An 8418-nucleotide genomic window follows, 5' to 3' on the forward strand; every position below is an offset into this window, starting at 1 on the left:
DAATTTTTAAATAAAAGACATAATTAATTAAAATTATAATTTGCTATTAGTATCTTTTTAAAAATATTTACAATTATTTTAATAGGTTATGCAAGAAGTCTATTATTTGCATTGTATCACACATATAACTTAGTATGTGTTTTAGGTTTAGTGTACTTAATAAAATCAGAATTATAAACATTAGGTTTCGGATGTTCACGAATAATATTTAATCGATTAATATTTTTTTCATCTTTTAATAACTCTGCTTCAAGAACCGGATTATATCCAGCACTAGTATTACCAACAAAAAGATCTAAATTAATATTATCCTTTGCCGTTTCATCTAAACATCGTTTAATAACATTCGTATCACCATCACCAGTCAATACTAATAGTCCTGTTGCTGTCTTTATTTTTTCATTTGTTTTATGTGCTTTTACAATCTCATTAAATTGGCTTTTTTCTTTCAAAACATTTGCTTCTGACTGATAAGTTGTCTTATCATTAACATCAAAGCCAACACAATTTTGTTGATATAAATCACTAATTCGTGTTGCACTAACCTGCTCTGTTGCATTAATTCCTCCGCAAAAAATATCACGACCAAGTCTTTTATAATTTGTAATATTGTATAGAACTTCTTTATAAGATGGGACTTTTAATAAGACAGATTCTGAAAAATTACCACTACCTGTAAAAGAACGAATAATTTCTTTTTTATCATTAAACCAAAAATACGATTTCATATGCGACAACCTATTAGGCTTATCAATAACATTAGCTTGGTTATTTAAATTATTGTGTGAAAACTCTTGATTATATTTAGCAACACGTTCTTGCTCATTTTTTGCACGACCTGAAACCATATAACTACGAATAATATCAACCAAAAATTTACCTTTAACACTTTCAAATAAATACTTTTCAACAAGAGATGTACCAACAAAATCCGTTAATAAAAACAACATGGGCAGTATCCTTGGGTGTTTCTTTAACCATTTCTCATATTTGGCTTTTTTCAGTTTCAAAATCACCATTTATATGTCTAATACCAAAAACAATACCTGCAATAGCTCCTGCTGTTGCTAAGACACCAAAAGTTGTTCCTCCGATTATTATTGTTTGTTTTTTTACTTTTCTATTCATTTAATTAATTCCTATCTTTTTGTTAAATTATTTAAATATATGTGTTTTCATAATTGCATTCCTACTAATATTTTATAATATTTTTTAAATTATTTTTTTATAATAAAGGTTTTAACAAAAAAATTAGCACCAGTAAAATTGGTTGATTCCCCTATTCATTCTTTTAATCACCCTATCAGTTTTTAAAATTTTCCTTACCTATTCATTATTATTTTCATTATCCCTTTGAACATTATTAATTTGTGTTTTAATTCGTTCACGACGTTTTGCTTCTGCTTCCTTTGCTGTTTGCTCTTCAATTTCTAACATGCGTGATAAATAAGGATTACGATTAGTATGATATTCTTTAACGTGGTTCATATCTGGTTCAGAATCACTGTTTCGTAAATCATGCAATTTCTTATGATATCCTGATGCATTTTGTGATAATGGTTTCGGGCGACGAAGAAACTGATTATTTAAATTATTTTCTTGTAAATTAAGTAGCGTTTTAAATCTAACTGCTCCCGCTTTTGTTGAATTATGTTGGATTAATCGACGGCGTTGCTCTAATGGCATATCTTCAGAAAAATTATCATCAATATGATAAGCTTCAGCAACTGCATTGCGAATCTGTTCATTAATTTCTCTTTGCTCTTCAATTCCTTCAAACATTGCTGTTTGCTCATAATCATCAACATTATGTTGTGGCATTGGATTACGAATTTTTTCTTTAATTTGTTCTAATTCTACTTTTAACTCAGCTGTTCTATCGCCAAAAATATTTGTTCCACTTTTTCGTGGTTTTAATAAAAATGATACCGTTTGTGCTGTTGGTTCAGATAATTTATTTTTAGTTTTTAAAGTTGATGGAATAATTTCTTTATTTGTAACTGGATCATATTTTCGAAAATATGGTTCAATGTTAGTTTTATCAAAAGACGAAATTTTTTCTTCAGTAATATGAATTTTCGCTAACTCCGCCTTCTTCTCACTCACCCGCTGAGCAATAACATTCTCAATCGAAGTTATGGGATTAATTTCTTTTTGTTGTTTATATGAATGCGACATATTAACTTTAAATTCATCAGCACCATCTAATTTTTTTCCATATAAAGGTGAAATAACTTCACATAACGATGTTAAAGGAGATTTATTCTTATTATTTTCAATTGTAATTTTTTCGTTTTCATTTTGATATTGTTTTCGTTCCTGTTTTAAATGAGGATAAGCATCATCATGATTATAATAAGACTCTATTTTATGGTTTTTATTTTCACTCATCATGAAAACCCCCTTTATTTACATATATTATAAAACATTTCTTATTTTTTAACTAGTCGATTCGAAGCAATATTACTCCGCCCAACCTTTGCTTGATCAACACCATTTAATTGAACAGCATCACCAGTAAAGCCAATATTAATTTTTGCCAACGATTCACCAACACCATAAATATCAACAGGAACACCTTCTTTTTCAAAATCCTGGATTTTTTGAACATTAAATCCTGATGAAACAATAATTTTAATATGTTGATATCCTGCCTTATCTAGAGTTTGACGTAAAGCACGAATTAAGTGTTTATTAACACCATTAATTTCACTACTTGGATACATATCTTCTTTTCCAAGAAAATATTTATCGATTAATGATTGAGAAGTATCAACACGAACTGCATATAAATTTGAAAATGCACGTGCTACTTGCAAAGTATCAGTAATAACATTATTATTATAATCAACTAAAGCCACTAATTTATCAGTTGAATAAAACTTTTGATAAGCTTTCAAAGCTGCAATTAAATCACCATTAAAAGCTTGGATTAAAGCATGCGGAACAGTGCCCATAGGCTCATAATTACCAACTAATTTTGTTACTTGTGCTATTGTAACAAAATTAGTTATTCCACCAATTTTTGCAGCATAACCATCAGTTTCTTGATTATAATAATAATCACTACGATCATTCATATATATCACTGGCTTATTATTAGTTGCTTGTAATACACGATAACAATTTGTTGCAATACTTGTTTGTCGTGCTAAAATACCATCAATAATACCTTCTAAATGGCCAAACTGATAATAATGCCCAGTTACTTTTAAAACTGGTTCATTAGCTTGAATTAAATCGCCATCCGTTAAGGCAGTGATTTCTAAACTTTCCGCATTAAAAACTTCTGTTTTTAATAATTCAACACATTCATTAACGCCTGCTAGAATAACATTTTCTTCACGTTGAAAAAACTGCATTGTTATTAAATCATTTGGTTTTTCATTTTTTAAAATATTTGCTGTTTTTAAAAAATAAATTGCACTATAATATCCTGCCTTAATTTTGCCCATTATAATATTCCTTTCAAAAACTATTTCCCAGATGATATTGTTGCTTTGATAATAACATAATTTTTTTACCAATAATAGTAATTGGTAATCCCAATTCGCGTTCAGAACAAAGCATTCCATTTGAAATAATTCCTCGTAATTCACTAGGAACAATTTTTAAACCTGAAGGCATAATTGCCCCAACACGCGCAACAACAACCAATTTGCCAATATCACAATTATCAGCTCCACAAATAATTTGTTCAGTTGATAAACCAATGTCTACTTGACAAATATTTAATTTATCTGAATTAGGATGTTTTTTACGCTCAAGAATTTTACCAACAATAAATTGTGGTTGTTGATTAATATTAAAAGAATAATCTTTTTGTTTAAAAATACCTCCTAACTCTGCTAATAAATCAGAATTATCACTATTAATTCCTAACTTCAAAGATGTTGTTAAATGTTTACTAGCATTTAACAAATTAAACCCACAACATTGGTGGCTTTGATTATAAAATAAAACATAATCATTATTAATAACATAATTAACTGCATCAGGTGTTGATTCATATCCCATTAAAACATCAAAGCCTTGATTATAAAATAAACCAATTGTTTTTGTTCCCATTTTTACTCCTTATTACTTCAATTAAATCCTTTAATTTTTGTTTCATCTAAATCTTCAATAATTGTTGTTACTAACTTAATTGTTTCATTAAAGTCATCTAAATCAATAATACCACTAATTGTATGCAAATTACGGGCAATTAAACACGCTTGAATAGTTGGAATACCAGCTGTTGTTAAATGAACAGCTCCAGCATCAGTTCCTCCTGGCGAAATATAAAATTGATATTTTATTGCATGTTCTTTCATCAATTTAAGTTGATATTGAATTAAATCATAACGCGTAATATAGCCATTATCCATTCCACGTAACATTACACCTTGCCCTAATTGACCAAAAGTTGTTGTTGATTCATAATCTTGTCCTGGTGAAACATCAGTTACAATTGCAAAATCAGGATTAATTAATGCTGTCGCTGTTTTAGCACCGCGAATTCCAACTTCTTCTTGCACACTAAAACCAACATATAAATCATAGTCTAATTGTTTATTTTTAACTTGTTCTAAAACTTCTAATCCTAAAATAACACCCATTCGGTTATCAATCGCTTTTGATAATAATCGTTTATCATTTAAGAAAACTGTTGGACCTTCACAAATTACAAAATTTCCTTCTCGAATTCCAACTTTATAGGCTTCTGCTTGTGAAGAAAAACCAAAATCAACTAACATATTAGCAATTGGCGTTGGTTTTAATTGAGCTTCTGGTGATAAAAAATGCGGTGCAATTGCTGAAATCGCACCAATCAAAAACGTTCCATCATCTTTTAATAACTTTACTCGTTTAGCTAATAATGTTTGTTCTCAAATACCTCCTAATGGATTAATACGAACTAAACCTTTACTATTAATTTGGCTAACCATAAAACCAACTTCATCACCATGTGCCATTAACATTACTTTTTTTGGATTTATAATTCCTTTTTGATTTCGAATTACAGCAAAGCAACTCCCTAAATTATCTTGAATTATTTCTGAAGTATATTTTTGATAATATTGTTTTAATAGTTTAACAACTTCTTGCTCACATCCAGATGGTCCAAATGCTTGTAAAATAGTCTCATACATTTTTTTCTGTTCAGTAGTAATTTTCATTGTTATCTTCCTTTCATCCTTGAAATTATTATATCAAAGTTTATAATTAATATATTGTTAAGACGTTAACAATACCTTAACTTAGATTCAATGATACTTAAGAGATAGAAATAAATGGAGGAAAAATATGAGCAAAGTTGCATTAATAATCGACTCATCGTCTGGAATTAAGAAAGACGATTTAAAAAAATATGAAGATACTTATTTATCACCATTATTACTAAATTTTCCAGATGGAAGTGAAGTGGAAGATGATGAAGATGTTATTTCATTTAATGAATTTTATGATATTTTAGAACATCAAGTTATCAAAACTAGTCAAATTCCAATGGGAAAAATGTTAAGTACTTGAAACGAATTGTTAAAAAAATATGATGGCATTGTTTTTATGGGATTATCAAAGGGGCTATCTGGTCAGCATGAAAATATTTCAATGTTAGCTCAAGGCGATGAATATAAAAACAAAGTCTTTGTTATTGATACTGACGGGGTAAGTCAACTGCTAGTATATATGATTGATCTAGTATATCAATGAATTGAAGAAGGAATTGAATTAACAAAAATTCAATCAAAACTTGATTTAATTAAAACAAAAGTTAGCGCCTTTATTATCCCAAAAAGTTTGGAAACTTTAAAACGCGGGGGTAGAATTACAGCGGCAGCGGCAGCTTTAGCATCGCTTTTGAAGATAACCCCTATTTTGAGATATGATGGTCGCATTGATAAATTTGATAAAACTAGAACATTTAAAAAAGCTGTTGAAACAGCTTTAGGACAAATAAAAAAAGAACGGCAAAATTGAAAAAACATTATTTTATTGCATTCAAAAACAGACGATGAAACATTAAAAGAAGTTTACAATATTATTGAAGACGCGGGTGCTAAAATTACTTCAACATACATTTTGCCAAATGTTATAGCAGCTCATACAGGAGCAAATACGGTTGTGCTAGTATGTTGAGATGAATAAAAGGAGGTACAACCAATGAGTAAAAAAATTGCAATCTTAACTGATTCATCAGCAGGTTTCACAACAGCAGAAATTAAACAATTAGGTATTCATGTTATTCCCTTACACATTATTTTAAATAATGAAGTTGATATCTTAGATACGGAAGAAGAAACAACAAAACATAATTTTTATGAAGTTGTTCAAACAGGAACAACAAAAACAAGTCAAGCATCAACTGGTGAATTAATGGTTAAATATGACGAAATTTTAAAAACATATGATGAAATTATTCATTATCCAATTGCTGAGAAACTTTCAAGCCAATATGCAACTGCTTATCTTTTAAGTCAAGATGAAAAATATCGTGGAAAAGTTCATGTTGTTCGTAATCATACAGCAGCTTTTGCTTTAAAAACATTAATAATTTATGCTAATGAATTAACAAAACAAAATCTTAGTGTCGAAGAAATTATTGCAAAAACAAATGAACTTGAGCAAAAAACATATATGGCAATGATTCCTGGTAGCTTAGATCGTTTATCAAAAGGTGGGCGTGTTGGAAAAGTTTTATTATCATTAACTAACTTATTTAAAATTAAAATTTTAATTCAATGAGGAGAACATCCTAAAAAAATTGCCTCATCACGAACTTTAAATAATTTAATTGAAACTTTAGTTGAAACATGAGAAAAATTTAAAAAAACAGTTAAAATAAACTTTCAATTATTTATTTTAAAAACAAGTGAATGTGCTAGTAAAGTTTGAGATAATGTTACACAAAAATTAAATGAATTAAAAGTTAATTACCACACCGAAAATTTAGCTAATATCTTTGTTGCACATGCAGGGTTAAACACAATTGCTTTTGTTGCTGTTCCACAAATTAAATAATAATGAAAAATCATTTCTAATATTAGAAATGATTTTTCATTTTTTCTTCATTAAATGGCGGAAGTAAAGAGATTCGAACTCTTGCATGGATCACTCCATCTAACGGTTTTCGAGACCGCCCCCTTCAACCAGACTTGGGTATACTTCCACTGTTTAAACTGGCAGGGGTGACAGGACTTGAACCCACAACGTACGGTGTTGGAGACCGCTGTTCTACCATTAAACTACACCCCTAAATCCTTTTTAAATCATAACATAATAAGATAAATATGGCAAAATAAAAAAGTATTTCCATACTTTCATCTTTTTATGTTATGGCAGGGGTAGCAGGACTTGAACCCACAACACCCAGATTTGAAGTCCGGTGTTCTACCGATTGAACTATACCCCTAACAAGATAAATTAAGCGCCTAAATTGGCACTTAACCATTTTAACAAAATAATAGAAAATAGCAAATAATTTTACTTATTTTCTTCATTGAAGTACTCTTCAAATTGAAGTGGTTCATATTTTTTATTATGGCACTGATCACAGATTCCATGCCCTTCAATTTTAAAATGGACTGGTTCTCAATTAATATTTGTCATTACATCTTTTAAATTATCTAACTTAATTTCATGTAAAATATTCGTATCTTTAATATGAACAACATTTTTACAAATATCACAAACCATATGAAAGGATGGGTTTTCTGCTAAATCATATCAAATTTGTTTACCATCAAAAGAATTTGTAAAAACAATAAGCTCACTAATTAATAAATCAATTGTGTTGTAAACTGACATTAAATTAACATTTTTAAATTCTTGTTCTAACAATGTTACAATTTCAGTTAACGTTAAATGTTGCTTTTCTGATAAAATTTTAATAATTGCTAACCTAATTTCAGTAATTCGGTAATTTTTACTTTTTAATAACTGTACAATCCCGTCATATGATAATGCCATTGCCACCAGCTCCTTTATTTTTTAATTTCTTTAATAACTTCAACTAAATCAGCAACTGTTTTAATATCCATTAATTTATCATCTGGTATTTGAATTCCACATTTTTTCTCAGCCTCAATAACTAAATCCATCAAATCTAATGAATCTAATCCTAATGTTTTAAACTCCGTATTTAAATCAATTGGTTTAGAAATTCCACGTTCTTTTAAAACTTTTTTAATTTCATCTAGAACATTCATTTAAAATCCCTCACATTCTCTTAATAATTAATATAATTATAACAAGTTTAGCAATAAAATAATAGCATTCACTAGTGTAAGCTTTCTAATGTAAGCTTCCAAGCTTGATATAATTGTTGTTCATTAGACTTCTTGCATAACCTATTAAAATAATTGTAAATATTTTTAAAAAGATACTAATAGCAAATTATAATTTTAATTAATTATGTCTTTTATTTAAAAATAT

10 protein-coding genes and 3 tRNA genes are annotated in these 8418 nt (G+C 28.6%); 2 read left to right on the plus strand and 11 right to left on the minus strand.

The annotated features are described in order from the left end of the window. Nucleotides 1-86: 86 nt before the first annotated feature. The 6 genes from EHV01_RS01695 to EHV01_RS01720 form a co-directional block, all read right to left on the minus strand. Complete coding sequence (locus EHV01_RS01695; protein WP_422065931.1) at nucleotides 87-950, minus strand: hypothetical protein; 864 nt, start codon at nucleotides 948-950, stop codon at nucleotides 87-89. Continuing rightward, a complete protein-coding gene (locus tag EHV01_RS01700) occupies nucleotides 883-1128 on the minus strand; it encodes a hypothetical protein (RefSeq protein WP_422065932.1) in 246 nt (81 codons plus the stop codon). Before EHV01_RS01700 ends, EHV01_RS01695 begins: the two co-directional genes overlap by 68 nt. 198 nt (nucleotides 1129-1326) lie before the next feature. Further along, nucleotides 1327-2391 carry a hypothetical protein gene (locus EHV01_RS01705; protein ID WP_422065933.1) on the minus strand — a complete coding sequence of 355 codons (1065 nt, stop codon included), beginning with the start codon at nucleotides 2389-2391 and terminating at the stop codon, nucleotides 1327-1329. Between the two features lie 41 nt (nucleotides 2392-2432). Continuing rightward, complete coding sequence (locus EHV01_RS01710) at nucleotides 2433-3455, minus strand: nicotinate phosphoribosyltransferase (protein WP_422065934.1); 1023 nt, start codon at nucleotides 3453-3455, stop codon at nucleotides 2433-2435. Next, entirely contained in the window at nucleotides 3442-4068 is a 627-nt protein-coding gene (ytpR, locus tag EHV01_RS01715) for a YtpR family tRNA-binding protein (protein ID WP_422065935.1), read from the minus strand. Before ytpR ends, EHV01_RS01710 begins: the two co-directional genes overlap by 14 nt. A gap of 2 nt (nucleotides 4069-4070) precedes the next feature. Continuing rightward, a complete protein-coding gene (locus EHV01_RS01720) occupies nucleotides 4071-5162 on the minus strand; it encodes a M42 family metallopeptidase (protein ID WP_422065936.1) in 1092 nt (363 codons plus the stop codon). Between the two features lie 127 nt (nucleotides 5163-5289). Here EHV01_RS01720 and EHV01_RS01725 point away from each other — a divergent pair, with 127 nt between their 5' ends. Together EHV01_RS01725 and EHV01_RS01730 are read left to right on the plus strand one after the other, a co-directional pair. Further along, entirely contained in the window at nucleotides 5290-6132 is an 843-nt protein-coding gene (locus EHV01_RS01725) for a DegV family protein (RefSeq protein WP_400248363.1), read from the plus strand. A 15-nt stretch (nucleotides 6133-6147) separates the two neighbouring features. Further along, on the plus strand, nucleotides 6148-7005 hold the full coding sequence (locus EHV01_RS01730; RefSeq protein ID WP_422065937.1) for a DegV family protein: 858 nt from the start codon (nucleotides 6148-6150) through the stop codon (nucleotides 7003-7005). Between the two features lie 55 nt (nucleotides 7006-7060). Here the strand turns inward: EHV01_RS01730 and EHV01_RS01735 are convergent. From EHV01_RS01735 to EHV01_RS01755, 5 genes are all read right to left on the minus strand, one after another. Then, nucleotides 7061-7153 (minus strand) — tRNA-Ser (locus EHV01_RS01735). Between the two features lie 11 nt (nucleotides 7154-7164). Continuing rightward, nucleotides 7165-7239, minus strand: a tRNA-Trp gene (locus tag EHV01_RS01740). An 81-nt stretch (nucleotides 7240-7320) separates the two neighbouring features. Then, a tRNA-Trp gene (locus EHV01_RS01745) sits at nucleotides 7321-7396 on the minus strand. A gap of 71 nt (nucleotides 7397-7467) precedes the next feature. Continuing rightward, a complete protein-coding gene (locus EHV01_RS01750; RefSeq protein ID WP_422065938.1) occupies nucleotides 7468-7953 on the minus strand; it encodes a Fur family transcriptional regulator in 486 nt (161 codons plus the stop codon). 14 nt (nucleotides 7954-7967) lie between these two features. Further along, nucleotides 7968-8192 (minus strand): acyl carrier protein, encoded by a 225-nt coding sequence (locus EHV01_RS01755; RefSeq protein ID WP_053391359.1) that lies wholly within the window; start codon nucleotides 8190-8192, stop codon nucleotides 7968-7970. Nucleotides 8193-8418: the final 226 nt, after the last annotated feature.

The organism is Spiroplasma sp. hy2, from assembly GCF_044714365.1.
In the GTDB taxonomy this organism is placed as follows: Bacteria; Bacillota_I; Bacilli_A; order Mycoplasmatales; family Mycoplasmataceae; genus Spiroplasma; species Spiroplasma phoeniceum.